Source organism: Roseomonas sp. FDAARGOS_362 (assembly GCF_002754815.1).
Lineage (GTDB): Bacteria > Pseudomonadota > Alphaproteobacteria > Acetobacterales > Acetobacteraceae > Roseomonas > Roseomonas mucosa.
Genome location: NZ_CP024588.1, coordinates 1,711,176 through 1,735,183, shown reverse-complemented (window position 1 = coordinate 1,735,183; position 24,008 = coordinate 1,711,176). Strand labels below are relative to the sequence as shown.

The 24,008-nt window shown below is 71.5% G+C and carries 24 protein-coding genes and 1 tRNA gene; 10 read left to right on the top strand and 15 right to left on the bottom strand.

Translation table 11 applies throughout. The annotated features are described in order from the left end of the window. The first annotated feature begins 144 nt into the window (after positions 1-144). The gene (locus tag CTJ15_RS13010) at positions 145-339 is read left to right on the top strand and encodes a DUF2842 domain-containing protein (RefSeq protein WP_019461765.1); all 195 of its coding nucleotides are present in this window, start codon (positions 145-147) and stop codon (positions 337-339) included. Between the two features lie 58 nt (positions 340-397). Here CTJ15_RS13010 and CTJ15_RS13005 read toward each other — a convergent pair whose 3' ends face one another. Together CTJ15_RS13005 and CTJ15_RS13000 are read right to left on the bottom strand one after the other, a co-directional pair. Next, positions 398-1,153: a TorF family putative porin gene (locus CTJ15_RS13005; protein ID WP_075821986.1), complete on the bottom strand. Its 756-nt coding sequence runs from the start codon at positions 1,151-1,153 to the stop codon at positions 398-400. A gap of 239 nt (positions 1,154-1,392) precedes the next feature. Beyond that, positions 1,393-1,469 (bottom strand) — tRNA-Pro (locus CTJ15_RS13000). Between the two features lie 150 nt (positions 1,470-1,619). Here CTJ15_RS13000 and CTJ15_RS12995 point away from each other — a divergent pair. Next, positions 1,620-2,054 carry a cytochrome c gene (locus CTJ15_RS12995; protein ID WP_019461763.1) on the top strand — a complete coding sequence of 145 codons (435 nt, stop codon included), beginning with the start codon at positions 1,620-1,622 and terminating at the stop codon, positions 2,052-2,054. A 28-nt stretch (positions 2,055-2,082) separates the two neighbouring features. Here the strand turns inward: CTJ15_RS12995 and CTJ15_RS12990 are convergent, their stop codons facing one another. After that, complete coding sequence (locus tag CTJ15_RS12990) at positions 2,083-2,751, bottom strand: cytochrome b/b6 domain-containing protein (protein WP_019461762.1); 669 nt, start codon at positions 2,749-2,751, stop codon at positions 2,083-2,085. Positions 2,752-2,892: 141 nt separating this feature from the next. After that, positions 2,893-3,363, bottom strand: coding sequence for a hypothetical protein (locus tag CTJ15_RS12985; RefSeq protein WP_075821988.1), 471 nt, complete (start codon positions 3,361-3,363; stop codon positions 2,893-2,895). 49 nt (positions 3,364-3,412) lie between these two features. Here CTJ15_RS12985 and CTJ15_RS12980 point away from each other — a divergent pair, with 49 nt between their 5' ends. From CTJ15_RS12980 to CTJ15_RS12970, 3 genes are all read left to right on the top strand, one after another. Further along, positions 3,413-4,144, top strand: coding sequence for a phosphatidylserine decarboxylase (locus CTJ15_RS12980; protein ID WP_019461760.1), 732 nt, complete (start codon positions 3,413-3,415; stop codon positions 4,142-4,144). Next, positions 4,141-5,025, top strand: a complete 885-nt coding sequence (locus CTJ15_RS12975; RefSeq protein ID WP_019461759.1) for a phosphatidylcholine/phosphatidylserine synthase — start codon at positions 4,141-4,143, stop codon at positions 5,023-5,025. The genes CTJ15_RS12980 and CTJ15_RS12975 overlap by 4 nt, the downstream gene beginning before the upstream one ends. A gap of 131 nt (positions 5,026-5,156) precedes the next feature. Further along, a complete protein-coding gene (locus CTJ15_RS12970; RefSeq protein WP_019461758.1) occupies positions 5,157-5,528 on the top strand; it encodes a hypothetical protein in 372 nt (123 codons plus the stop codon). 162 nt (positions 5,529-5,690) lie between these two features. On the opposite strand, the gene CTJ15_RS12965 is transcribed toward CTJ15_RS12970, so the two are convergent. Together CTJ15_RS12965 and CTJ15_RS12960 are read right to left on the bottom strand one after the other, a co-directional pair. Further along, on the bottom strand, positions 5,691-6,920 hold the full coding sequence (locus tag CTJ15_RS12965) for a hypothetical protein (RefSeq protein WP_126281881.1): 1,230 nt from the start codon (positions 6,918-6,920) through the stop codon (positions 5,691-5,693). A gap of 4 nt (positions 6,921-6,924) precedes the next feature. Next, positions 6,925-7,656 carry a dienelactone hydrolase family protein gene (locus tag CTJ15_RS12960; protein WP_075821990.1) on the bottom strand — a complete coding sequence of 244 codons (732 nt, stop codon included), beginning with the start codon at positions 7,654-7,656 and terminating at the stop codon, positions 6,925-6,927. Positions 7,657-7,818: 162 nt separating this feature from the next. On the opposite strand from CTJ15_RS12960, the gene CTJ15_RS12955 reads away from it, so the two are divergent. After that, positions 7,819-8,316: a flavin reductase gene (locus tag CTJ15_RS12955; protein WP_019461755.1), complete on the top strand. Its 498-nt coding sequence runs from the start codon at positions 7,819-7,821 to the stop codon at positions 8,314-8,316. 117 nt (positions 8,317-8,433) lie between these two features. On the opposite strand, the gene CTJ15_RS12950 is transcribed toward CTJ15_RS12955, so the two are convergent. Further along, positions 8,434-9,333: a hypothetical protein gene (locus tag CTJ15_RS12950; protein ID WP_019461754.1), complete on the bottom strand. Its 900-nt coding sequence runs from the start codon at positions 9,331-9,333 to the stop codon at positions 8,434-8,436. Positions 9,334-9,710: 377 nt separating this feature from the next. Beyond that, on the bottom strand, positions 9,711-10,832 hold the full coding sequence (locus tag CTJ15_RS12945) for a branched-chain amino acid ABC transporter substrate-binding protein (RefSeq protein ID WP_019461753.1): 1,122 nt from the start codon (positions 10,830-10,832) through the stop codon (positions 9,711-9,713). A 628-nt stretch (positions 10,833-11,460) separates the two neighbouring features. Here CTJ15_RS12945 and CTJ15_RS12940 point away from each other — a divergent pair. Beyond that, positions 11,461-13,572, top strand: coding sequence for a catalase (locus CTJ15_RS12940; protein ID WP_075821993.1), 2,112 nt, complete (start codon positions 11,461-11,463; stop codon positions 13,570-13,572). 58 nt (positions 13,573-13,630) lie between these two features. On the opposite strand, the gene CTJ15_RS12935 is transcribed toward CTJ15_RS12940, so the two are convergent. The 7 genes from CTJ15_RS12935 to cysQ form a co-directional block, all read right to left on the bottom strand. Beyond that, on the bottom strand, positions 13,631-14,332 hold the full coding sequence (locus CTJ15_RS12935) for an ABC transporter ATP-binding protein (protein ID WP_037250062.1): 702 nt from the start codon (positions 14,330-14,332) through the stop codon (positions 13,631-13,633). Between the two features lie 2 nt (positions 14,333-14,334). Continuing rightward, on the bottom strand, positions 14,335-15,162 hold the full coding sequence (locus tag CTJ15_RS12930; RefSeq protein WP_075821991.1) for an ABC transporter ATP-binding protein: 828 nt from the start codon (positions 15,160-15,162) through the stop codon (positions 14,335-14,337). After that, a complete protein-coding gene (gene livM / locus CTJ15_RS12925; RefSeq protein WP_255414140.1) occupies positions 15,159-16,403 on the bottom strand; it encodes a high-affinity branched-chain amino acid ABC transporter permease LivM in 1,245 nt (414 codons plus the stop codon). Before livM ends, CTJ15_RS12930 begins: the two co-directional genes overlap by 4 nt. A 211-nt stretch (positions 16,404-16,614) precedes the next feature. Beyond that, complete coding sequence (locus tag CTJ15_RS12920) at positions 16,615-17,529, bottom strand: branched-chain amino acid ABC transporter permease (protein WP_019461748.1); 915 nt, start codon at positions 17,527-17,529, stop codon at positions 16,615-16,617. 163 nt (positions 17,530-17,692) lie between these two features. Beyond that, positions 17,693-18,082 carry a hypothetical protein gene (locus CTJ15_RS12915; RefSeq protein WP_019461747.1) on the bottom strand — a complete coding sequence of 130 codons (390 nt, stop codon included), beginning with the start codon at positions 18,080-18,082 and terminating at the stop codon, positions 17,693-17,695. 88 nt (positions 18,083-18,170) lie between these two features. Further along, a complete protein-coding gene (locus CTJ15_RS12910; protein WP_075823259.1) occupies positions 18,171-19,169 on the bottom strand; it encodes an L-threonylcarbamoyladenylate synthase in 999 nt (332 codons plus the stop codon). Next, entirely contained in the window at positions 19,166-19,969 is an 804-nt protein-coding gene (gene cysQ, locus CTJ15_RS12905) for a 3'(2'),5'-bisphosphate nucleotidase CysQ (protein WP_058389491.1), read from the bottom strand. Before cysQ ends, CTJ15_RS12910 begins: the two co-directional genes overlap by 4 nt. A 311-nt stretch (positions 19,970-20,280) precedes the next feature. On the opposite strand from cysQ, the gene CTJ15_RS12900 reads away from it, so the two are divergent. From CTJ15_RS12900 to CTJ15_RS12890, 3 genes are read left to right on the top strand one after another with little or no spacing between them, the layout of a single operon-like run. Next, positions 20,281-22,044 (top strand): leucyl aminopeptidase, encoded by a 1,764-nt coding sequence (locus tag CTJ15_RS12900; protein WP_058389482.1) that lies wholly within the window; start codon positions 20,281-20,283, stop codon positions 22,042-22,044. After that, entirely contained in the window at positions 22,044-23,561 is a 1,518-nt protein-coding gene (locus CTJ15_RS12895) for a M17 family metallopeptidase (protein ID WP_058389481.1), read from the top strand. Before CTJ15_RS12900 ends, CTJ15_RS12895 begins: the two co-directional genes overlap by 1 nt. Then, positions 23,554-24,003 (top strand): DNA polymerase III subunit chi, encoded by a 450-nt coding sequence (locus tag CTJ15_RS12890; RefSeq protein WP_027297187.1) that lies wholly within the window; start codon positions 23,554-23,556, stop codon positions 24,001-24,003. Before CTJ15_RS12895 ends, CTJ15_RS12890 begins: the two co-directional genes overlap by 8 nt. Positions 24,004-24,008 lie beyond the last annotated feature (5 nt).

Below are 24,008 nucleotides of genomic sequence, written 5' to 3'. Positions count from 1 at the left end.
TATCCTCCGGCTCTGGGCGGTTGCTAGACCGGATTTCGTGCCCCGTCACCGGCTCTTGCGCGGGGCCCCCATGCCGGGGCGGGGGGCTGGCCCGTCTGCCGGCCCTTGAGGTCGGGCCCGCCCTGGGGCATTGGCCTGTGCATCATGACGCTGCGCGCGGCCTTCGCCACGATCGCCGGGCTTCTCGGCTTCGTCCTCTATGTCGGCGTCGCCGTGGCGCTGGGCGATCACGTCCTGGGCCTGCACTGGCTCCTGCAGGCGCTCTACTACCTGGTGGCCGGGCTGGCCTGGGCCTTTCCCGCCGCCTGGCTGATGCGCTGGGCCGCGCGCCGCCGTTAGCGCGGGCGGCAGCGCCATGACCGGGGCCCGGGTGCCTGGTCATGGCGATCGCCCTTCTTCAGAAGGTGTAGCTGAGGCTCACCATGGCCCGGGCGTCGCAGATCTTCTGGCCGCCGCCGCATTCACGCTTCTTCACGTCCGTGTCGTAGTAGCCGACCGTGACCAGCGCGCCGTAGAAGGAGCGGGAGAGGGCGACCGACCAATTCCCGAAATCGGGCAGGCCGTAATTGACGTTCCTGTCGATCCATTGATAGCCGTAGCGGCCCGCCAGCGTGACATCCAGCGGCATCTTCAGCTCGACCCCGCCTTCCACGTAGTAGGCGTTGTGGGCATCGAGCTGGAAATCCGGCGAGTAGTAGAAGGAGCCCAGCACCTTCACCGGCGCGATCTCGTAGGACGCCTTGGCGGCGAACTCGAAGAAGCTCATGTCGAGCCCGCCGCCGGTGCGGCTGCTGTAGCCGGGATAGTTGTACCAGACGAAGCCGCCATCCAGCGCCAGGCCGCCACTGGTGAAGCGGTAGCCGCCCAGCATGTCCACCTCCTGCCGCGCATCCAGCCCCTTGAACGAGACGTTCGAGGCGAAGGCCCCGACATAGAAGCCGCTCGTGTGCTGGATATCGATCAGGCCCTGGATGGCCGGCCGGTTGCGGGTCTGGCTGACGCCACGGAAGGTGTAGTCGGTCGAGGCCGTCGGGGTCAGGGTCAGGGTGAGGCCCGTCTGGCCCAGTTCGATCTGGGCGCTGGCCGGGTGGTGCGCCATCATGCCCGTGAACAGGGCAAGTGTTGCCAGAAAATGACGCAGGCGAAATCGCATCGAGTCCGTTCCCCTTTCGCAACGCGTGTTGCGGGGATGGGCCAAGCAAGACTTGTGCAAATTTCCGGGGCCGGTCACCGGCCATGACGCGCAGCTTCGGGGAACTTCCGCATCGGTCTGGGAGTGCCCCATGACCAGGGCCGTCCGGCCTCCGAACGCAGAAATCGGCGCCGGTGTTCAGTCTGCTTTCTGAACCCTGTGCGCTCGATTTAGCGATGGCCACAAAACAGGAAGTGAATTGGTCGGAGCGAGAGGATTCGAACCTCCGGCCCCTGCGTCCCGAACACAGTGCTCTACCAGGCTGAGCTACGCTCCGACGGCCACTTCCCTGCGGCGAGGGGGCTCATAGCGCTGCTTCGCCGGGGGGGCAAGAGAGGGGGACGAAGTTTATGCGCGCCGCCGCAGCCGCACCCCCGATCCCGCGATAGGCTCGCCATGGGATTTCCGAGTCGGAGACAAGCAAGACATGCGTATCGCGCCGCTGCTGCTGGGCGTCGTCCTGGCGGGATGGGGAGGGGCCATGGCGTCCGCGCAGGCCGATGGACCGATCGCTGAACGCAAGAACGACATGAAGGCGATGCAGCGGGAGTTGGAGGCCATGAAGGCCGCCCTCGATTCCGGCGACATCGCCGCCATCGCACCCAGGGCGAAGACCCTTCACGGGCTGCTGGAGGTGATCCCCGGGCTTTTCCCGCCGGATTCGGCGACCGGCGACACCAAGGCCCTGCCGGCGGTCTGGTCCGACCGCGCCGGATTCGAGGCCGCGGCCCGCAACGCCATCGCCGCGTCCGGGAAGCTGGAACAGGCCGCGGGCTCGGGCGACAAGGCCGCCACGGCCCAGGCCTTCCGGGAGATGGGAGCCGGCTGCGGCGGCTGCCACCGCAACTTCCGGGGCCGCTGAAGCGCCGTTCCCCAGGGACGAGCGGCCCTCAGCCCAGGCGTCCGATCCACCAGGCTGCCACGGCCGCCGCGGCCAGGAGAACGGCGCCCAGGGCGGGGCTGCCCAGACGGGGCGCCCTGCCGGCCATGGCGGCGGGCAGGCGCTTCACCCCGGTGACCATGGGCCGGACGAGGTCCTGCCCCTTCAGCAGGGCATAGGCGAACACGGCCAGCACATGCAGGCCGGCCAACACGAGGATGAGCCAGAAATTCGTGGCGTGGATCGCGGTCGCGAGGTCGCTGGTTTCCGGCGCGACATGCGGCGCCAGCGGTCCATGCGTCAGGACCTGGTCATCGGCCATGAGCCCCGTGCCCACCTGCACCAGCAGGAGCAGGAGCATCGCCAGCACCATCCAGCCGCCGGCGGCGTTGTGGCCGACCTCCATATCGGCTTCCCGCCGCCCCAGATGCGACAGGTGGCGCAGCGCGGCGAGGGGCGAGCGCAGGAAGCGTGTGAAGCGCGCGGTCTCTGATCCCAGCACGCCCCAGGCGAGGCGGAAGAGCAGCAGTGCCAGCATGGCGAGGCCGGAGCGCAGGTGCCAGTCCATGCGATAGGTCCAGGCGGACCACCACGAGAAGGCGAAGAGCGCCACGATTCCCCAGTGGACGAGGCGTATCCAGCCGTCCCAGACCTTCACCGCCACCCGGCCATCCGCCATGCGCCCGTTCCTCCGTCCCGCTGCCGCGCAGATGATCCGGGCGCGGCACGGCAAGGCAAGGCCATCCGTACGGGAACCGTCCGCCCCGGGACCGGAACGGGGGTCGCCACGGGTGGAAGGAGGCCGAACGGGAACGATGCCCTATGCCCTCGATTCGCCCATGGACGCGGAAGGGCCGGCTCCGCCCAGGCCGGCGGGCGCGGGGATGTCCAGGCCTTCCAGCCGCGCATCGAGCTCCAGGGCGAAATCCACCACCCCGGTCAGCACGGTGAGCATGCCGGGCGGGGCGGCGGGGGCGGCCGAGGCCTGCAGCCAGAGCCGGTGCGCGGGGTCGAGGCGCAGCTCCCACCCGGGCGGCATCTCGCCGGACATCTGTTCCAGCCGCGCGAACACGGCCTGCCGGCGGAGGCGCCCCTCGGCGGAGGACGGGATGCCGCCCACCTCCACCAGGAATTCGAGGGCGCCCCCGGTCAGCCGCAGATGGACCGGCCGGCCACGCCACAGGAAGTGGAAGCGGAGCGGCGGCCGCCCGGCGGCGGGCTGCATCCGGCCGTCGCGGGAGATCGCGTAGCGGCCGAGATCGAGGAGGTCGGGGGAGGGAAGGGACGGCATGCCGCCCAGGGTTGTCCGGAGGTGATGAACAGATCATAAGCGCACCATCATGTCCCTCATCCAAAGCGTGAAAATGGTGCTGGCGCCGCCGCACCCGGCGGGCCGGCCCTTCATCTACATCGGCCTCGGCGTGGCGGTGATCGGGGGCATGGCCCTCGGGAACTGGCTGTTCTGGGTCGGTCTGCTGTTCACGGCTTTCTGCCTGTACTTCTTCCGCGATCCGGAGCGCTTCCCGCCGCCCAGGCCGGGGCTGCTGGTGGCGCCTGCCGACGGCACGGTGGTCTCGGTCGCCCCCGCCGTGCCGCCCGTGGAACTCGGCCTGGGGGACACGCCGCGCTGGCGCGTGGCGATCTTCCTGTCCGTGCTCAACGTGCATGTGAACCGTTCCCCGGCCGAGGGCGTTGTCACCCGGATCGCCTACCGGCCCGGCAAGTTCCTCAATGCCAGCCTGGACAAGGCGAGCGAGGACAATGAACGGAACGCCATCGCCATGCGGCTGGAGGACGGGCGGCAGATCGCCGTGGTGCAGATCGCGGGCCTCATCGCCCGGCGCATCCTTTGCGGCGTGCGGGAGGGCTCCAGCCTGATGGCGGGCGAGCGCTTCGGCATCATCCGCTTCGGCAGCCGCACCGACCTGTACCTGCCGGAAGGCGTCCGCCCCCTGGTGGCGGTGGGCCAGACCATGGTGGGCGGCGAAACGGTGATCGCCGACCTGTCGCAGCCGCGCCCGCGCGACGTGGCGGCCGGCTCCGACCCCGACGCCGTCTCGGGGGTGGGATGAACACGGCGCGGCGCTTCCGCCTCGCCGCGCGGCGGCGTCCGCGCCTCCAGGGGCTGAGCTTCAACCGCCTGTTGCCGAACATCCTCACGATGATCGGCCTCTGCGTCGGGCTGAACGCCATCCGCCTCGCCTTCGAGGGGCGCTGGCCCGCCGCGGTGGCGCTGATCGTGGTCGCCGCCTTCATCGACGGCATCGACGGGCGCCTGGCGCGCCTGCTGAAGGCCACCAGCCGGTTCGGCGCCGAGTTCGACAGCCTGTCGGACTTCGTCTGCTTCGGCGTGGCCCCTGGGCTGATCCTCTATCTCTGGTCGCTCGACGGCGCGCGCGGGGTCGGGTTCATCCCCTGCGTGCTTTTCGCTGTCTGCATGGCGCTGCGGCTGGCGCGCTTCAACGCCGCCATCGATATCGGCCCGGTGGTGACCGCCAAGGGCGTCATGCCGCCGCCGCCGAAGCCCGCCTACGCGCAGTCCTTCTTCACCGGCGTGCCGGCCCCGGCCGGGGCCGGGCTGGCGCTCTTCCCGGTCTTCGCCTCGCTTTCCTTCCAGGAGTGGGGGATGACCGGCATGGCCGCCTTCCTGCGCCACCCGCTCTTCGTGGCGCTGGTGCTGGTGCTGGTGGCGGGCCTGCTGGTCAGCACCCTGCCGACCTGGAGCTTCAAGAACTTCAAGATCCCGCGCGAGGCGGTGCTGCCCCTGCTGCTGGGGGCGGCCGCCTATGCGGCCCTTCTGGTGACGGAGCCCTGGGCGGCGATCGCGGCGGCCGGGCTGATCTACGTCTCGCTGCTGCCCTTCTCGATCCGCTCCTACCAGCGCCTCAAGCGCGAGGCGGAGGAAATGCGCCTGCCAGAGCCCGCGTCCGGCCCGGAGGCGGAACAGGGCTGACGCCCGCCCGCCTGCCGGTGGCGGTCTCCGCAAGGTGAGTCGCCTGTCCGGAGCTTCATGAAACGCGGGCGTCCTGTGGCGTTCACCCCTGTGACAGAAGCTCCTGTCGGCTAGGAACTGGACTCATATCCATGGTCACCTGGAAGAACGCCCTCGCCACCACGGCGGCCACGCTGGCACTCGGCGCCGTCCTGTCCGCTGCCCCGGTTGCCGCCCAGACGGCCACCGCGCCCAGCGCCAGCGGCCAGCCGCACATGCGGGGCCATGGCGCCATGCCGCAGCACCACCGCATGTCCCGGAACAGGATGCAGGACCAGCAATCCGCCTCGGCCGACGATTCGGCGGCGGATCGCCTGAATGCCGAGAGCCTGCAGCGCGCCCGGGGCGGCCAGAACTCGCCCTCCGGCATGTCGGACACCACCCCCACCCTGAACAACATGAGCGGCCAGGACGCGCAGCGGGGCATGAACACCGGATCCCAGCCCATGGTTCCCTTCCGCTGAACCACATGGTGCCCCCGGCACTCGCCGGGCGCGGGCGGCAACGGCACCTGTCCGGCGGGACTGGTGCCGTTTCGCTGTTTGCGGCCCTGGCTCGTCCGGCGGCGGCACCGGGCTTCTGCGGCTGGAAGCGGGTACCCGCCGCACCTCGCCTGGCCCGCGGAATCAGGTCGGCGGAGCGTCAAAGGGGCTGACATCCAGCGCGGCGAGCAACGCCCAGCCATTCGCCGCAAGATGCCCGCGCCGCGGATAGAGGAAGGGGATATCCCCGTTGTAGAAGCCGGTGGTGAGCCAGGGGATGCTCGCCGCCCTGACCCAGCCCGACCCATCCCGTTCGCGCAGCACGGTGTGCAGGAAGCGTTCCGCCAGCGCCCCCCGGCCCTGGCGGCGCAGCAGCAGGGCGGCCTGGGCCGTACCTTCCAGCCAGATCCCGTCGCGGTCGGTGTTGAAGTCCAGCCCTTCCAGCTCCCCGGTGGGCGCGCCGGCCGGCAGGCCGTGCCGGGCCAGGACCCAGCCCAGCGCCGGGGCGAAATCCGCCTCCCGGAAAGCCAGCAGCGGCCAGAGATTGGCATCAACCGCCGAATCCTCGTTCACCGCGCCCTGCGGCGTCAGCCCGGCGGCGAAGCGTCCCTCGGCCGGGCGCCAGAGGCTGCGCACGAAGCCGGCGGCCTTCGCGGCGGCATCGTGCCGGCCCAGCCGCGCGAAAGCCACGGCGAGGTCTAGGTTCTGCTCGGTGGAGAGCCAGGCCTGCCGCTCCGGCTGCGGCTCGTGCCCCAGCGTGCCACCGGTGAAGCCACCCCTGGAATCGCCCGGCGCCGCGCAGTCCCGTTCCACCCAGCCGGCGGCCCGTTCCGCCGCGGCCCGGAAGGCGCCGTTGCCGGGAAAGGCGGTCCAGAGCAGCATGGTGAAGGCAATGGGGCCGCTGGCCGATCCCGCCGCATAGCCATCCTCGACCCAGCGGCCGGAGACGGCATCCCACCAGCCGGGCGGGCGGGCGCTGGCCGGGGCATCGGGCACCTGCCGGCCGGCGGCATAGGCGTTGCGCAGCCTGCCATCCGTCCAGAACCGGTCCTGCGCCTGGGCGAGGCGCAGCCCCTCCGCCAGCCGGGCGGCCAGCGCCGCCTCGCCCGCCGCCAGCAGGGCGAGGCCCGCGACGGCATTGTCATAGGTATAGGCCACCTCGGCATGGCTGCGGTCGAAGGCCTCGCCGCCATCGGTGACATAGGATTTGAGCAGGCCCGGCCCGCCCAGGGCCTGCGCCGCCGCGCGGATCGGGGCGAGCAGCGCCGGCGCGGCCCCCCGGAAGAAGCCATCACCCCCGGCTCCGGCGGTCGGCCGGGCGCCGAGGGCGGCCCCCGCCAGCGACAGCGCGAAGCGCCGCCGGTTCAGCGGCACGGCGTCAGGCGAGGCAGCGCTGCAGCAGCTCGGCGCTGCGGCCATTGGCGATGGTGGCGGCCAGCCCGTCCCAGGAATGGCCGCCCATGCGGGCAAAGGCGTGGTCCACCCCGGGATAGGTATAGGCGGTGGCGGTGGGATGCCCCTCCAGCATGGCGCGGATCTTCGCCTGGGCCTCCGGCGGCACGAAGCGGTCCTTCTCCGCGATGTGCAGGATCAGCGGCTTCGTGATCTTCTGCGCCGCACCCAGCAGCCCATCGAGGCCCACGCCGTAATAGCCGATGTTGCAGTCGGCATCGGATTCCAGCGCCATCATCGTGGCCAGCCGCCCGCCGAGGCAGAAGCCCATCGTGCCCGCCTTGCCATTGGTGCCGTCCAGCTTCCGCGCCACCTCCAGGGTGGCCTTCAGATCCTCGATGCCCTTTGGCTGGTCGAAGGCGTTCATCAGCTCGAAGGCGCGCTGCCATTCCTTCTCGGAGCCGTCGGTCAGGTCCACCCTCGGCTCCAGGCGCCAGAACAGGTCGGGCGAGATGGCCAGGAAGCCCATATCCGCCACCCATTCGCAGAGCGCGCGCATGGCGTGGTTCACTCCGAAGATCTCCTGGATCATCACCACCGCGCCCACCGGCCCCTCGCGCCCCGTGGGACGGGCGACATAGGCGCCGAAGCTGCCGCTGCCGTCGCTCGCCTGGATGGTGGTGGTGCCGGTGGCGATCCCCCTGGTGTTTTCGGCCATCTGTGGCTTCCCCTTCCGTGAATCTCCCGCCAGGGTAGCCGGTATTGCGCCGCGATGCAGGACGCCTCTCGTTCACGCTGACGCGGCCACCCATCTGTCCCTGGACAGGGCCCCGTGCCTCGACCGGGACCATGCGACCCTGCAGGCACGGGAGACCTCGCCATGGATGCCCTCCGCACACAGTTCCGGGACGCCATGTCGCGGCTGGGCGCCGCGGTGAACATCATCACCACCGCCGGCCCGGCGGGCCGTGCCGGCTTCACCGCCAGCGCGGTCTGCAGCGTGACCGATGACCCGGCCATGCTCCTGGTCTGCATCAACCGCGGCAGCCGCGCCTATCCCTATGTCATCCAGAACGGCGTGATGTGCGTGAACGTGCTGGGCGGACCGCACCGGCCGGTCTCGGACAGCTTCGCCGGCTTCACCACCACGACCATGGACGAACGCTTCGGCACGGGGAGCTGGACGGTGCTCTCGACCGGGGCGCCGGCACTGGAAGGGGCCTCGGCGGCGGTGGATTGCGTGATCGAGGACGTGGTGGAGAAGGGCACCCACAGCGTGCTGTTCGGCACGGTGAAGGCCATCGCCCTCGGCCATTCGGAATCCGGCCTGATCTGGTGGGGGCGGGACTACCGCGTCGTCGGCACCGAGCTGGCCTGACACGCCCGTCCGAGCCTCCATGAAGAAACGCCAGGACCTTGTCGGGTCCTGGCGCGGTGATCACGGCATTTCCGGGATGTTCCCGCGGCGCCGGGGGCCGCCGCGGGAACATCGGGATCAGGCGTAGCGGCGGTCCGCGACGCCCACCATCTCGCGCACGCCCATCCGGGCGCCCAGGATCGCGGCGAAGGCCCCCAGGATCAGCGTGGCGAAGATCCAGAAGGCACCCACGGCCGTGCCGGTCGCGGCCGCATTGGCGGCCTGGCGGGCCTTCTGCTCCGCCTCGGCGGCGGTCTGCCGGGCCTGCTGCTCGTACTGCTGCACGCGCTGCGCCGCCTCCTGCTCGGAGATGCCGGCCTGGGCCGCGACGAGCTGGTTCAGCCGCGCGCGCTGGCCGTCGTTCAGGTTGCCCTGGGTGACGCCCTGGCCGACGATCGAGGCGATCTCCGCGGAACGCTGGTCGCTGTTCATGGCGCTCACGTCATTCGGGCGGCTGAGGGCCTGGCTGATCCGGTTGGTCAGGGCCTGCTGGTCGGCCTGCGGCGTGGCCTGGGCCACGGTCTGCGCGGTCGAGGAGACGGCACGGCCCGCGCCGCCCAGCAGGGAGCCTACGGCATTGCCCGCGGTATGGGCGACACCCGAGACGGCGCTGCCCAGCAACACGGCGGAAACCAGGAAGGCGCTGGCCCAGGTAGCAAGCCCGTGCAGCGCGGCGTCGCGCCTGTCGGCGGTGCCGGAGAGCCGCGCCGCGACATAGCCGCCGGCGACGAGGCCGAGCAGGTTGGCGACAACCAGCCAGATGCTGGCGGCAAGGCCGAAGCTGGAGGCGTCAGGGGTGCTGCGGTCCACGGCGTCGATGGTGGTGGCGCCCACGGCGATGCCCAGGATGTTCAGCGTGGCGCCGACGGCGATCGCCACCAGGGCACCGGCCAAGATGGCGCCCCAGGCGGTGCGGGGGAACAGGGCCGGGGCTCCTTCCGGGACGGCAAGGTCTGGCTTGGTGGTCTGATAGGACATGGATGTGTTCCGGCGTTTGTGGTTGTGACCTTGCAACGCAAACTCGCCGGCACGGTTTGCGGAGCGCCTGCACGCCAGGCGTGTCTGTGGCAGGCAGGCCACATCGCGGTGGGCAGCCCGGCCTTTCGCCGAGGGACCCGAAAGCAGAAAGGCCCCGGGGCTTCCGCCCCGGGGCCTCGCATTGCGCATGCCGTCATCCGGCAGGCGAAAAACTCAGAATCCCGCCCCGATCGTGGCGTGAGCAGTGATCCCGGTCGCGCAGCGGAGTTCCGGCTGGGTGCAATGAGACACTGGATCACCTCCTTTCGTTTGTTGAGGACAGGAGCGGATGTGGGAAGCGCGCGCGGGCGCCGCAAGCCCCCCTCGCGGCCCCGTCCTCACATCTGGGCGTAGTTGCCGTCCTTCCAGACATAGAAGACGTAGTCGGCCACGGTCGGATCGCCCTTGCTGTCGAAGCTGGTCTCGCCCAGCACCGACTTCCACGGCCCGCCGGACTTCAGCACCTGCGCCACCTTCTGCGGGTCGGCGGTCTTGGCCTTCTCCGCCGCGTCGGCCCAGATCTGCACCGCCGCATAGGTATAGAGCGTATAGCCCTCCGGATCGATGTTGCGGGCCTTGAAGCGCGCCACCACCGGCGCGGCGCTGGGGCGGGTGCGGATGTCGGGGGCAAAGGTCATCAGCGTGCCCTCGCCGGCCGGGCCGGTGATCTGCCAGAACTCGTTGGTCACCAGCGCATCGCCGCCGATCAGCGTGACCTGCATGCCCTGCTCCTTGGCCTGCCGCAGGATCTTGCCGGACTCGGTGTGGTAGCCGCCGACATAGAGCACCGCGATATTGGCCGCCTTCAGCCGCGAGACGATGGCGCTGTAGTCCGGCTCGCCCGGCGTATAGGCGGCATAGAGCGCCTCGTTCACCCCGGCGGCGTTCAGCGCCTTCTTGGTCTCGTCCGCCAGCCCTTTCCCATAGGCCGAGTTGTCGTGGAGGATGGCGATCGGCTTGCCCTTGAAGTTCGCGGCGATGTACTTGCCGGCCACGGCGCCCTGCTGGTCGTCCCGCCCGCAGACGCGGAAGGTGTTCCAGCCGCCCTTGTCCGTATAGACCGGGTTGGTCGAGCCGGGGCTGATCTGCAGCACGCCTTCCTCGCCATAGACCTTGCTCGCCGGGATGGAGGAGCCGGAGCAGAAATGCCCGGCCACCAGCTTCACCTGCCGCCCGGCCATCTGGTTGGCCACCGAGACCGCCTGGCGCGGGTCGCAGGCATCGTCGCCCAGTTCCAGCGCCAGCTTCTGGCCCAGCACGCCGCCGGCGGCGTTGAGGTCGGTCACCACCTGCTCCGCGCCGTTGCGCATCTGCGCACCGAAGGCGGCGTACTGGCCGGTCAGCGGCCCGACCGTGGCGACGCGCAGGGGCGCGCCCTGGGCGCGGCCGGCACGGCTTCCGAGGATGGCGGGCGCGGCGAGGGCGGCACCCAGAAGGATGCGGCGATTCACGGTGAGCATGGATGGACTCCGTTCCCACGGGCCCGGGAGCCGGGCCGTCTGCGGCAAGGAGCCTAGAGCGCGGAATGTGCCGCCGCCAAGCCGGGACCGGAATGTCCGTTTCCCCGCCCTGCAAAGGAGCCCGTCCGCGCGACGTTGCGGGCGCATGGCCCGTGCTCCGTCGCGGACCTGCCACCCGTCCCGGCGCGGATCGAGCGGGACCGGCCGGTGCGGGTGATCGTCTGGCCCTGACGGTTGGCGCTGGTGCCATGACCGGGATCGTTTTCCGCGGCGCGCTGGCCTGGGCGACGTCGCTGCCGCCGGGCGTCCTCTGCCCCACGGCCAGGACACGCGCCAGCAGGGCATCGAGGAGGTGGGCACCCTCCGCTGCGCCATCCGGGAGGCGGACGGCGCGATCAGCATCCTGCCGCGGGATACGCCTTCCGCCTGGCCCGGCCCCCCGGGGCGCTGACCTCGTCCCCGGGGGCCGGACCTGGGCGAGAGAGGGAGGGAAACCCCGGCGGGGCCAGGATGTTTGCTCTCCTGACAAGCGGATCGCGGGAACCTGGCCCGGCAGGCATGTCTGGAGCCAGGAGACGATCCGTGTTTCCACCCGCGCCCCGCGCGGATATCCGACATGGCAGGACAGATGGCAAAGCAAGCTCCAGAACTCACGCCTGTGCAATATGGTGAGGACGGGATCCTGCGGGGGCAGGGGGGCGAGACCCACCAGGTCGCGGGCAACGGCGTCGAGACCCTGACCACGCAGCAAGGCATCCCGGTTTCCGACGACCAGAACACGCTGAAGATCGGACCCCGCGGCCCCGCGTTGCTGGAGGATTTCCACTTCCGCGAGAAGATCTTCCACTTCGATCACGAGCGCATTCCCGAGCGGGTGGTGCATGCGCGTGGCTTCGGCATCCATGGCTATTTCGAGCCGACGGAATCCCTGTCCGATATCACCGCGGCGGACCTGTTCCAGCGGCCCGGCGAGAAGGTGCCGGTCTTCGTGCGCTTCTCCACCGTGGCGGGCAACAAGGGCTCCCCCGACCTCGCCCGCGACGTGCGCGGCTTCGCGGTGAAGTTCTACACCAGGGAAGGCAACTGGGACCTCGTCGGCAACAACATCCCGGTCTTCTTCATCCAGGACGCGATCAAGTTCCCCGACCTGATCCATGCCGCGAAGCAGGAGCCGGACCGCGGCTTCCCGCAGGCACAGACGGCGCACGACAATTTCTGGGACTTCGCCTCGCTGAGCCCGGAATCCACGCACATGCTGATGTGGATCATGTCCGACCGGGCGATCCCGCGCTCCTTCCGCTTCATGGAAGGCTTCGGCGTGCATACCTTCCGCTTCGTCAACGCGGAAGGGAAGTCCACCTATGTGAAGTTCCACTGGAAGCCGAAGCTGGGCCTTCAGTCGGTGATGTGGAACGAGGCGCTGAAGATCAACGGCGCCGACCCGGATTTCCACCGCCGTGACATGTGGAACGCGATCCAGGCCGGGGACTTCCCGGAATGGGAGCTCGGCGTGCAGCTCTTCGACGATGACTTCGCCGAGAAGTTCGAGTTCGACATCCTGGATGCCACCAAGATCATCCCCGAGGAGCAGGTGCCGGTCCGCATCATCGGGCGCATGGTGCTGGACCGCACGGTGGACAACTTCTTCGCCGAGACGGAGCAGGTGGCCTTCTGCACGCAGAACGTCGTGCCGGGCATCGACTTCACCAACGACCCGCTGCTGCAGGGGCGCAATTTCTCCTACCTCGACACGCAGCTCAAGCGGCTCGGCAGCCCGAACTTCACCCATATCCCCGTCAACGCGCCGAAGACCCAGGTCTGCAACTTCCAGCAGGACGGGCACATGGCGATGCGGAACCCCAGGGGCCGCGCCAACTACGAGCCCAATTCCTGGGGCGCCCAGGGCGGGCCGCGCGAGGACCCGCAGCGTGGCTACCGCAGCTTCCCGGCCCAGGAGCAGGGTGAGAAGCGGCGCATCCGCGCCGAGCTCTTTGCCGACCATTTCAGCCAGGCCGCCCAGTTCTACCGCAGCCAGACGCCGACGGAGCAGACCCATATCAAGGACGCCTTCGTCTTCGAGCTGAGCAAGGTCGAAACCCCCGCCATCCGGGCCCGCATGGTCGCCCATCTGCGGAACGTGGACGAGGACCTGGCCATGAAGGTCGCCGAGGGGCTGCGGCTGGAGCCGATGCCGGAGGCGACGCCGCCCGCCCGCCCGGTGATCAAGGATCTGCCGCCTTCCCCGCCGCTCAGCATCATCCAGAACGGGCCCGACAGCTTCAAGGGACGCAAGCTGGGCCTCCTGGCGAGCGACGGCGCCGATGCGAAGCTGCTCCAGGCGCTGATGGCGGCCGCCAAGGCCGAGGGCGCCATGGTCGAGCTGGTCGCACCCCAGGTCGGCGGGATCGTGGACAGCGCCGGCACCCGCCACGAGGCGCAGCAGAAGGTCAATGGCGGCCCCTCGGTGCTCTACGACGCGGTCGCGCTGGTACTGTCGGAGGATGGGGCGAAGCTGCTCTCCAAGGAAGCCACGGCGAAGGACTTCGTCAGCGACGCCTTCGCCCATGCCAAGTTCATCGCCCATACCGCCGCCGCGAAGCCGCTGCTGGAAAAGGCCGGGATCACCAGCCCGGACGACGGCATCGTCACGCTGAAGGCCGAGGCGGATGCGACGGCCTTCCTCAAGGCCTGCGGCCAGCTCCGCTTCTGGAAGCGCGAGCCGGAAGTCCACGCGGTGTGACGCATCGCCCCCGGCGCCGGATGACGGGACTTCCGCCATCCGGCGCCGACGGGCGGGATCAGCCTCCCAGATAGGCTTCCCGAACCTCCGGCCGTGCCAGCAGGGCGCGGCCGGTATCCTCCATGGTGATCCGCCCGTTCACCAGGACGTAGCCCCGATGGGCGAGGCGCAGCGCCTGGTTGGCGTTCTGCTCCACCAGCAGCACCGTCAGCCCTTCCGTCCCGTTCAGCATGCGGATGGCGTCGAAGATGCCACGCACGATCAGCGGTGCCAGGCCAAGCGAGGGCTCGTCCAGCAGCAGCAGCTTCGGCTGCGCCATCAGCGCCCGGGCGATGGCCAGCATTTGCTGCTCGCCGCCCGAAAGCGTTCCGCCGCGCTGCGCCTCGCGTTCCTTGAGGCGGGGAAAGAGCTGGAAGGCCCGCTCCATGCCCGGCCCCGGATCGCGGCCGAACTGCTGCGCACCCATCAGCAGATTCTCGCGCACGCTCATGCGCGGAAAGATCCGGCGCCCCTCCGGCGACTGCGCGATGCCGAGGCGCACCACCTCATGCGTCGACAGGCCGGTAATGTCCGTGCCGTTGAACAGGATGCGGCCGGAACGCGCCTGGGGCGAGCCGCAGATCGTCATCAGCAGCGTGGACTTGCCGGCGCCGTTGGCGCCGATCAGGGCCACGATCTCCCCCTGGTTGACGCGGATGGTGACGTCGTTCAGCGCGCGCACCGCGCCATAGGCGGCGGAGACGCCGTGCAGCTCCAGCATGCTCACGCCGCGTGCTCCTCCTCGCCTTCCTCGCCCTCGCCGAGATAGGCGGCGATCACGGCCGGGTCGCGCCGCACCGCCAGCGGCACGTCGTCGGCGATCAGCCTGCCATGGTCCAGCACCACCACGCGGTCGGAGATGCCCATCACCACGCCCATGTCGTGCTCGATCAGCAGCACCGTGCAGCCGGTCTCCTTGATCCGCCGCACCAGCCGGCCGAGCTCCTCGCTCTCGCGCGGGTTGAGCCCTGCGGCCGGCTCGTCCAGGCAGAGCAGGGAAGGGCCGGTGCACATGGCCCGCGCGATCTCCAGCCGCCGCTGGTCGCCATAGGGCAGGGCCCCCGCGGGCTCGTCGGCGCGGGCCAGCAGGCCGGTCTCCTCCAGCCAGTGCGTCGCCCGCGCGATCGCCGCGCGCTCCGCCTTCGGATAGCGCGACAGGCCCAGCACCGCGCCGATGCCGAAGCCGGTGGCCGCCATCAGCGTGTTGTGCTGCGCCACCAGCAGGTTCTCCAGCACCGTCATCCCGGCGAAAAGCCGGATGTTCTGGAAGGTCCGCGCCACCCCCGCCCGGGCGATGCGGTGCCCCGCCAGCCGGTGCAGCGCCTCCGTCCCCGTGTCGCGGTGCAGGCGGATGGTGCCGGAACTCGGCCGGTAGAAGCCGGTGATGCAGTTGAAGCAGGTGGTCTTGCCGGCGCCGTTCGGGCCGATCAGCGCCGTGATCTGCCCGCGCCGCGCCTGGAAGGAGACGCCACCCACAGCGGTCAGCCCGCCGAAGCGCATGGTCAGCCCCTCGACCTCCAGGATCGGGGGCGGCTCCACGATCCCGCTCATCCGCGGCCCTCCCCGACCAGGTCGCCCGAGATGGCGCGCGCCTTGCCGAGCGAGACGGTGGGTCGGCGGGTGGAGATCAGGCCGCGCGGGCGCCAGACCATGATGGTCACCATGGCGACGCCGAAGACCAGCATTCGCCACTCCTGCAGGTCGCGGAACACCTCGAAGCCGCCGATCATCACCAGCGCCGCGATGGCCACGCCGAGCTGCGAGCCCAGCCCGCCCAGCACCACGATGGCGAGGATGATGGCGCTCTCGATGAAGGTGAAGCTTTCCGGGCTGATGAAGGCCTGCCGCGTGGCGAAGAAGGCGCCGGCGAAGCCGCCGAACATGGCGCCGAGCGCGAAGGCCGTCAGCTTGGTCGTGGTGATGTTGATGCCGAGCGCACGGGCCGCGATCTCGTCCTCGCGCAGTGCCTCCCAGGCCCGGCCCAGCGGCTGCCGCCGCAGCCGCAGCGTCACCCAGTTGGTCAGCAGCGCCAGCGCCAGGATCAGGTAATAGAGGAAGATCACCCGGTGCAGCGGCGAGGGCGTGAGGCCGAAATAGCCCGCGAAGGTGTCGGGCCCGCCGCCCATGCCGAATTCCAGGCCGAAGAAGGTGGGGCGCGGAATGCCGGACAGCCCGTTCGGCCCACCGGTCAGCGAGACCCAGTTGATCAGCACGATCCGGATGATCTCGCCGAAGGCCAGCGTCACGATGGCGAGGTAGTCGCCGCGAAGGCGCAGCACGGGAAAACCCAGGATCACGCCCCAGAAGGCGGCGAGGATGCCGGCCAGCGGCAGGCAGATCCAGAAGCTCAGGCCGAGGTTCAGCGCCAGCAGCGCATAGGCATAGGCGCCGACCGCGTAGAAGGCGACATAGCCGAGATCCAGCAGCCCGGCGAGGCCGACCACGATGTTCAGCCCCCAGCCCAGCATCACATAGGTCGCCACCAGCACGGCGAGGTCGAGCTCGTAGCGCCCCACGCCCGGCAGGAAGGGCAGGGCGAGGCCCAGCAGCAGCAGCAGCGGCGCCACCACCCGCCCGATCCAGGAGGGCAGGCGCGGCGACCAGGCGCGTTGCGCGGCGGAACGGTGCCGCCGGTGCCAGAGCGCCAGCAGGAAGCGCCCGGCGAAGGCAAGGGCGACGAGGATCGCCACATCCGCCCAGCGTGTGCGCAGCACGAGGCCGCCCTCGCCCGGTTCCGTGCGCAGCCCGACCAGCGGCAGGAAAAGGCCGAGCGCCACCAGCGCGGCCAGCACGGCCTCCCGCAGCGCGGCGCCCAGGGCCGGGGCCGGCCGGGCGGCCGGGCCGGCGCGGGCACCGGCAGCGGGCGCGGGATGCCGCCCGCCTCGCCCGGCGCGGGCACGCCGTCGTCCAGATGGCCCGCGCCGCCGGGACGCGGGGCGCCCATGGCCGCGCCGCCCAGCGCGGCCGCGCCGCCCGGGATGTCGTCTTCCGGGTCGTTGCCGCTCATACCTTCTCGACCTCATGGCGGCCGAGCAGGCCGGTGGGCAGGAAGAGCAGCGTCAGCGCCAGGATCGAGAAGGCGGCGACATCCTTGTACTGCACGGAGAAATAGGCGCTCCAGAAGGTCTCGATCAGCCCGATCAGCAACCCGCCCAGCACCGCGCCGGGCAGGGAGCCGATGCCCCCCAGCACGGCGGCGGTGAAGGCTTTCACCCCGGCCAGGAAGCCGATGTAGAAGTCGATCACGCCATAGCGCACGAGGTAGAGCGTGCCCGCCACGGCGGCGAGCGCGGCGCCAATGACGAAAGCCAGCGAGATGGTGCGGTCCACGTTGACGCCGAGCAGCGCGGCCATCTTGCGGTCCTGCTCCACCGCCCGCATGGCGCGGCCGAGCGAGGTGCGCGTCACCAGGATGGTGAAGATGGTGAGCACCACCAGCGTCACCACCAGGATGGCGATCTGCACCCAGGAGATCTGCACCACGAAGCCGTTCTGCTCGAACAGGTTCAGCCCGCCCGGCACCAGCGGCTCCATCGGCTTGACCCGCGCGCCCTGGCTCACCTGCACGAAGTTCTGCAGCAGGATGGACATGCCGATGGCGCTGATCAGCGGCGCCAGTCGGAAGGAGCCGCGCAGGGGGCGGTAGGCCACGCGTTCCACCGTCCAGCCATAAAGGCCGGTGATAGCCATGGAGAAGACCAGCGCCAGCAGGATCGCCGCGCCGCCCGTCATCCAGCCGCCGCCCGAGAGCAGCAGCAGGCCGATCAGGGCCGAGAAGGCGCCGATCATGAAAATGTCGCCATGGGCGAAGTTGATCATGCCCACGATGCCGTAGACCATCGTGTATCCCACGGCGATCAGCCCGTAGATCATGCCGAGCGAGACGCCGTTCACCAATTGCTGCAGCGCATAGGCCAAGCCCGTATCCCCCTCCGACTTTTGGAGAGGCTAGGCGAGGTTTGCCGGTGCTGTCATCGCCGGGACAAGCGGAAGCGGAGAGCCAACGTGGAATTCATCCGGGCATCCGCCGGGCGGATGCCTCGATAACGTTCGCGGCTGCCGCACATCCGGGCAGGGCGCGTCATTCCCGCAACGTCAGGACGAGGGCGCCCTCGGCATGCGCCATGCCGCAGCGCCCGTCGAGAAGCAGGTCCCCCGTCCGGCGCATCCCGGCCCGCCAGACCGGGCGCGGGCCCAGCCGGCGGGCCAGGCGGTCCCCCGGCGTCAGCAGCCAGCTCCGGCCGGGGCCCAGCCGCGCCACCCCGGCGGCGGCACCGGGCGGCAGGCGAGTGATCCGGATCTCGCGCGCCGGCGGCGGCACCAGGCAGGTGAGCCAGTCCTCCCCGCCATCCCCGCCGGCACCGATCCAGCGGCCATGCGGCAGGTTGCGCAGGAGGCAGGCGGCGCCCGTGAGCAGGAGCGGCCTGCCGCTCCCGATCAGCCGGCTGGCCTCCTGGGGCGTGACGATCATGCGGCGGGTTCCGGGGCGTCCATCCGCCGTTTCTGCGGCCCGGGCGGTTAAGGATGCCTTGCCGCGACGTTTCGCTTTCCCGGGAGCGTCAGCCCTGGCGCGGCGCCGCCGCCCGGCGCAGGCGGTCGTTGATGGCCTCGCCCAAGCCGGCGGCCGGGACAGGCATGGCGGCGATGCCGGCAAGGCCGAGGCGCGATCCCTCCTCGTCCAGGAAGCGCAGCCCGGCGAAGAGGCGCGAGGCGGCCTCGGCCAGGTCGCCGCGTTCCGACAGGTTCCAGGCCAGGCGGGCGCCGGGCAAGGGGCGGCCGAAGGCCAGCAGCGCCTCGTGCGGGTCCAGGTGCCGCGCCTCCAGCCGCACCGGCAGGCCGGGCGCGTAGTGCGAGCGCAGCATCCCCGGCGAGGGCAGGCCCTGCTGCCGCGCCAGCAGCGCGAGCATCTCCTCGACCTCCTCCTCCAGCTGCGGGTCGTGGAAGGCCCCGATCACGTCCTCGATCGCCTCCACCGTGACGCCGCCGGGGCGCAGCAGGCTGGGCTGGCCACCGGCGAGGTTCAGCACCGTGCTTTCCAGCCCGACGGCGCAGGGTCCGCCATCCAGCACCGCCGCGATGCGCCCGCCGAGCCCTTGCAGGACATGCTCCGCCGTGGTCGGCGAAACGCGGCCGGAGGGATTGGCCGAGGGCGCCGCGACCGGCGTGCCGGCCCGCCGCAGCAGCTCCCGCGCCAGGGGATGGGCGGGCACGCGCACCGCCATGGTCTCGGTGCCGGCGGTGGTCAGCAGATCGACCTTCGAGTCACGCCGGCGCGGCAGCACCAGCGTCAGCGGTCCCGGCCAGAAGCGTTCCGCGAGGCTGCGGGCGCGCTCGTCGGCCACCACCTCGGCGAAGGCGGCCTCGGCATCGGGGAAGTGGCAGATCAGCGGGTTGAAGCGCGGCCGGCCCTTGGCGGCGAAGATCCCGGCCACCGCCCGCCCGTTCCGGGCATCGGCGCCCAGCCCGTAGACGGTCTCGGTGGGGAAGGCCACCAGATCGCCCGCCCGCAGCAGCGCGGCAGCCCGCTCCAGCGCCTCCGGCGGCAGGCGTCCGGTCATGACGCCGCCTGCCCCTGCGCCCCGTCGCCGCGGCCCCAGGCGATGAAGGGGCCGTTCTCGAAGCCCGGCTTGCCGTAGCGGAACGGCGCGCCCGCCATGTCCAGCACCCGGCCGCCGGCGGCTTCCAGCAGAGCCTGGGCGGCGGCGGTGTCCCATTCCATGGTGCGGCCGAAGCGCGGATAGAGGTCCGCCTCGCCCTCGGCCAGCCGGCAGAACTTCAGCGCCGAGCCGCAGTTCACCACCTTCGCCACCCGGCGCCCCGCCAGGAAGGGCTCCAGGCGCGGGTCGTCGCGGTAGTGGTTGCTGAACATCACGGTGATGCCCTCCTCCGGCGGGGTGCGGGCGGCGATGGCGCGGCGGCCGGCGGCATCCTCCTTCCAGGCCAGGGCGGGCCGGCCTTCCGCCGCGACGAGGCCGCCGAAGACCTCCCCCGTGGCCGGCAGCGCCACGGCGCCGAGCAGCGCCCGGTCGCCCTCCACCAGCCCGACGCAGACGGCGAAGCTGTCGCTGCCCTGGGCGAATTCCCGCGTCCCGTCCAGCGGGTCCACCAGCCAGTAACGATGCGCCAGCGCGGGAATCCGTCCGGCGCAGACCTCCTCCTCGGCGATCACCGGGATCTCCGGCACCGCCGCGCGCAGCCCCTCCAGGATGATCGCCTCGGCCACGCGGTCGGCCTCCGTCACCGGCGAATGGTCGCTCTTGCGCTCCACGGCGAAGCCGGCGGCCCGTACCGCCAGGATGGCGCCGGCGGCGGAACGCGCCAGCCGCGCGGCCAGCTCCAGAAGCTCGTGATCGGTCATCCACCGTGGATAGACCCGGCGCCGGTGCGGCGCCATACGGCAAACCGCCTGCCTCCCCCGCCATTCCCCGGCACCGGCCTCCCCCATTGGCTCGCCGCACCGGCTCTCGCCGATACGCACGCTGAACGGTCCGCGCGCTAAAACCGGCTGGCCCCCTCCACGCCGGGCCGCCGCCATGGCACGTTGCGGCGGAACCGGGGCGGCCCCGCGCCCTTTCCGGGAATCCCCGAAGGCTGTCCCGTGCAGGGATCTTCCAGGCAGGGTTCCTGTCCGCGGGCCGTCCGACGCGTCGCAGGGAGTGCTCTCCGGTCATGCTCGATATCGCCTTCGCCAAGCCGTCCCTTCCCACAGGCGGCGCCGTCGCCATCCTGCTGGCGGAGGAAGACCTGGGCGGCGGTGCCTGGCACGACTGGGACCAGGCGCTGAACGGCATCCTGTCGCGCGGCATCGCGGCGGCGGAGTTCAAGGCGCGGCGCAGCCAGGCCACCACGCTCTTCGCGCCCGGGAACGGGCTGAACCGGATCGTGCTGGTCGGCCTCGGCAAGCGGGCGGAGCTGGACGCCCCGGCGATCGAGGCGGCGGGCGGCACCGCCGTCGCCGCCCTGGCCGCCGAGGGCACGGCGGCGCTGGACGCCCGCGCGGTCGGCGGCTGGGCCGGGCTCGCCGGCAGCAACGGCACGGCCGGCGCCGCGCCGGGTGGCAATGGCGCGGCGAGCGCCGCGCTGGGCGCCACGCTGCGGATGTACCGCTTCGACCGCTACCGCACGACGGAGAAGGCGGAGGACAAGCCGCGCCTGACCGCACTGAAGGTGCTCTGCGACGATCCCGCCGCCGCCAAGGCGGCCTGGGCCACCGGCCGGGCCGTCGCCCAGGGCGTCTTCACCACCCGCGACCTGGTGAGCGAGCCGCCGAACGTCCTCTACCCCGAGGAATTCGCCGACCGGCTGTCGAAGCTGGAGAAGCTCGGCCTCGATGTCGAGGTGCTCGGCCCCAAGGACATGCGCAAGCTGGGCTTCGGCGCGCTGCTCGGCGTGGCCCAGGGCTCGGCGCGCGAACCGCGCGCGGTGATCCTGCGCTGGAACGGCACGGGCGCGAAGAAGCCGGCGAAGCCGCTCTGCTTCGTCGGCAAGGGCGTGACCTTCGACACCGGCGGCATCTCCATCAAGCCGGCCGGCGGCATGGAGGACATGAAGTGGGACATGGCCGGCGCCGGCACGGTGGCGGGCCTCATGGCCACGCTGGCCGGGCGCAAGGCCAGGGTGGACGCGATCGGCATCGTCGGGCTGGTGGAGAACATGCCCTCCGGCACGGCGCAGCGCCCGGGCGACGTGGTGACCACCGCCTCCGGCCAGACGGTGGAGGTGATCAACACCGACGCCGAGGGCCGCCTCGTGCTGGCGGACATCATGTGGTACGCCAAGAAGCGCTTCGACCCCGCCTTCATGATCGACCTCGCCACCCTGACCGGCGCGATCATCGTGGCGCTGGGCAACGAGCACGCGGGGCTCTTCTCCAACGACAACGGCCTGGCGGAACGCATCCTGGCCGCCGGCAAGGCGACCGGCGAGCTCGCCTGGCGGATGCCGCTGGGCGAGGCCTACGACAAGCAGATCCGCTCCGACATCGCCGACATGAAGAATGTCGGCGGGCGGCCCGGCGGCTCGATCACCGCGGCGCAGTTCATCCAGCGCTTCGTCGATGGCTGCCCCTGGGCGCATCTCGACATCGCCGGCACGGCCTGGAGCGGCAAGGACCAGCCTACCACGCCGAAGGGCGCCACCGCCTGGGGCGTGCGGCTGCTCGACCGCCTCGTGGCGGAGCATTACGAGGACATGCCGCTCCCGGCCGCCGAGCCGGCGGAGGACACCCAGGCGGCGGTGGCCGGCGGCGCTGCCTCGGCCGCCCTGCTGTCGGAGGGCGAGCCCGCGCCGGTCCCGGCCACGCCGGAGCCCGCCGCCACCACGCCCGATGCCCTGTCCGCCGCGCCGGAACCCGTCCCGGAGGCGCCGTCCGATGCCGCGCCGGCCAGGTCCTCGCGCGGCCGCGGAGGCAGCCGCCGCCCGCGCAAGGGCTGATGCTGCGCATCGCGTTCCACCGGGAGGCCGCGCCGGGACTGCCTTGCCTGCTGCCGCTGCATCCCGGCGCGCCGCATGCCCATGAGGCGCGGGCCCGGGCGGCCGGCTTCACCGGGGCGGTGGGGGAGACGGCTTCGCTGCTCCCGGACGGGCCGGTGCTGGCCGGCCTCGGCCCCGCCGCCGGGAGCGGTTCGGAGCGCCAGTGGATGGAGGCGGGCGGTCATGCCGTCCTGGCGCTGCAACGCACGCTTCCGGGTGCGCGCCACGCAGTGCTGGACGCGCGCGGGCTGGAGCCGGGCCTCGCCGCCGCCCTGGCCGCCGGTGCCGCGCTGCGGAGCTGGCGCTTCGACGCACTGCGCCATGCCCCACCGGAAGAAGCGGCCGGGGAGGCCGTGAGGCTGGAGGCGCTGGACATCCTGGCCGACGACCCCGCCCTGGCGCTGCTGGCCTGGGAAGCGCAGGAGCCTTCGGTGCGCGGCGCGCTCTTCGCCCGCGACCTGGTGGCGGAGCCGGGAAACCGGCTGAACCCGCGTGAATTCACCCGGCGGCTGGAGGCGCTCTCCGCCGAGGGGCTGCGGGTCGAGGTCTGGCGCCGCAAGGATCTGGCGAAGGCCGGCTTCGGCGCGCTGCTGGCGGTGGGGCAGGGGGCGGACACCCCGCCCCGCCTCGTGGTGCTGCGCTGGCCGGGGGATGGCGGGGCGGGGGGCGGCGAGGCCGCGCCGGTCGTCTTCGTCGGCAAGGGCATCACCTTCGACACCGGCGGCATCTCCATCAAGCCCGCCGCCGGGATGGAGGAGATGCGCGCCGACATGGCCGGGGCCGCCGCCTGCGCCGGGGCCATGCTGGCACTCGCCGCGCGTGGCAGCCGCACCCCGGCGGCCGCCGTGCTGGCCATCGCCGAGAATGCGGTCGGCGCCGCCTCCTTCCGCCCCGGCGACGTGGTGCGCACCCTGTCGGGCCGCACGGTGGAGGTGGTGGACACGGATGCCGAGGGCCGCCTGGTGCTGGCCGATGCGCTGACGCACGCGGTCTCCGCGCTGCGGCCGCGTGCCGTCATCGACCTCGCCACGCTGACCGGCAGCATCGTCACCGCGCTGGGCCATCACCGCGCCGGGCTGTTCGGCAATGACGACACGCTGCGCGACGCGGTGATGGCGGCGGGCGAGGCGGTGGGTGAGCCGCTCTGGCCCATGCCGATCGGCACGTCGCATCGCGAGGACCTGCACAGCGACATCGCCGACCTGCGCCAGTGCTGGCCCGGCGGCACCGGGCGCCGCGGCATCCCCGATGCCTGCCATGCCGCCGCCTTCCTGCGCGAATTCATCGGCCCGGGCAACGGCGCGCCATCCGGGTCCATCCCCGGATTCACCCCTTGGGCGCATCTTGACATCGCCGGAATGGAAAGCCGGGAGGAAGATGGCCCCCTGGGTCCCAAGGGGCCGAGCGGCTACGGCGTGCGCCTGCTCGACCGCCTGGTGCGGGATCATTTCGAGACCCGGCGGAGGCGGCGTGGCTGAGATCGGCTTCTACCACCTGACGCGCACGCCACTGGCCCAGGCCCTGCCGCGCCTGCTGGGCCGCGTGCTGGAAAGCGGCGGCCGTGCCGTGGTGCTGTGCGGCGGCCCGGAGCGGCTGGCCGCGCTGGATGCCTCGCTCTGGCTCAGCACCGATCCCGACTGGCTGCCGCACGGCACGCCCGCCGTGGGCCATGCGGAATTGCAGCCGATCTGGCTCACCACGGAGGACGAGGCGCCCAACGGGGCACGCTTCCTCTTCCTGGTGGATGGCGCCGAGAGCGCCCGGCTGGACCGCTTCGACCGGGTGCTCGACCTCTTCGACGGAAACGACGCGGAGGCCACCGAGGCCGCCCGCGACCGCTGGCGCCGCGCCAAGGCAGCCGGCCATGCGCTGACCTACTGGCAGCAGGGTGCCCGCGGCTGGGAGAAGAAGGCGGGCTGAACGCC